The organism is uncultured Porphyromonas sp., assembly GCF_934359325.1.
In the GTDB taxonomy this organism is placed as follows: Bacteria; Bacteroidota; Bacteroidia; order Bacteroidales; family Porphyromonadaceae; genus Porphyromonas_A.
This window is the reverse complement of the sequence record NZ_CAKRLH010000278.1, coordinates 1-1,648: the sequence shown is the minus strand read 5'-3', so window position 1 is coordinate 1,648 and position 1,648 is coordinate 1. Positions and strand designations below refer to the sequence as shown.

At 58.3% G+C, this 1,648-nt stretch carries 2 protein-coding genes; both read left to right on the top strand.

Annotated features, from left to right (window positions below; translation table 11 throughout):
* Positions 1–737, top strand: a 737-nt coding sequence (locus Q0F21_RS07780; protein WP_297238832.1) for a 2-phosphosulfolactate phosphatase, incomplete at its 5' end; no start/stop codon positions are given.
* A gap of 6 nt (positions 738–743) precedes the next feature.
* Positions 744–1,648: glucosaminidase domain-containing protein (locus tag Q0F21_RS07775; RefSeq protein ID WP_297238831.1), on the top strand; the 905-nt coding region annotated here is incomplete at its 3' end.

Genomic DNA, 1,648 nt, shown 5'->3' with positions numbered 1-1,648 from the left:
AGTCTTTTATCATGAATACGATCGATATTGTTCTCTCACCCGAGTTGCTTGATGTCTACAGGCCTACTGAGCCGACCACCTTCGTGGTGGTCGACATCCTCAGAGCCAGCTCGACGATGGTCGCCGCCTTCGATAATGGTGTCCGGCGGATCTTTCCCATAGAGACCATAGAGGAAGCAAAGGCGGCAGCTGCGGCGGGACACCTGGTCGGTGCGGAGCGTAAGTGTGTCAAGTGCGACTTTGCCGATCTCGGTAATGATCCGCTGGAGTATGGTCCCGAGCAGGTGCGTGACAAGGAGATCTACTTCACCACCACCAATGGCACCCGGACTCTGAAGAAGTGTATGAGCTTCGGTCCGGAGCATAGTGTGGTCGTCGGGGCATTCACCAATATCGGCACCGTGGCAGAGTACTGCCGGGGACGCCATGTCCTCTCCGTCTGTGCCGGCTGGGAGGGACACGTCTGTATCGAGGATGCACTCTTCGGTGCCGCCCTCGCTGACCGCCTGTCCGGAAGCCACGCGCTCGGTAGTGATGCTGTTCGTATGGTGCTCGACTACTACCGCAGCCACTCGTCCGACATCGTGGGCGCCATCAAGCAGAGCGACCACTACCAGCGCCTCCTCCGTGTGGGGAAAGCGGAGGCTCTCTCGTACTGCATTGACCTCGATTGCTCTACCGCTCTACCCATCGCCGGCACAGATGCTCAGGAACGTATCGTCTTAGATAATAAGTAAAACGCCATGACTCGTAAAGTCCTCGCTCTCCTGTTACCGCTCCTGCTCCTCACCGGCTGTGGCAGCACACGAAATGCTGCCAATCAGCAGGTGAGCCGGATGCCCATGCCGGGGAAGAACCCCTCCTACAATGCCTACATCCGGCAGTATGCCCCCGCTGCTCTGCAGAGCCAGAGGCAGTTTGGCATACCTGCCTCCATCACCATGGCTCAAGGTCTGCTGGAGAGCGGGGCGGGAGGAAGTGCTCTGGCGCAGAAGTCCAATAATCACTTCGGCATCAAGTGCCACAATAGCTGGCGGGGTGCACGCACCTACCACCGCGACGACAATCCTCGCGACTGCTTCAGGGTGTACGATGATCCGCTCGACTCCTACCTCGACCATGGGCAGTTCCTCACGGGGAACCGCCGGTACAGCTCACTCTTCCGTATAGACATGACCGACTATAAGGGCTGGGCAAAGGGGCTTCAGAGTGCCGGCTACGCCACTGACAGAGGCTACGCCAATAAGCTCATCAAGATCATCGAGGACTACCAGCTCTACCTGCTCGTGGACGGTAATCTGGAGCGTGACTACGCCTATAACCGCCCCGAGCAGCCACGTCGATCGGTTAGCCAAAAGCCTCCTATGAAGTACGAGAAGCCGGCCTCTCGAGAGACCACCCCTGCCGGTGTCCGAGAGATCTACAAGAGCTATGGTCTCCTCTACGTCCTTGCTAAGAAGGAGGATGACCTCGCCAGCATTGCTCGTGACCTCGATATCTCGGAGAAGAAGCTGACGGACTACAACGACTTCCCGCCCGGCTACCCGATCGAGCAGGGTGACATCATCTACCTCCAGCGGAAGCTCCGTCGTGCCGATCCGCCTTACTACCGCCATGAGGTGAGGGTAGGAGAGTCGATCCACGGCAT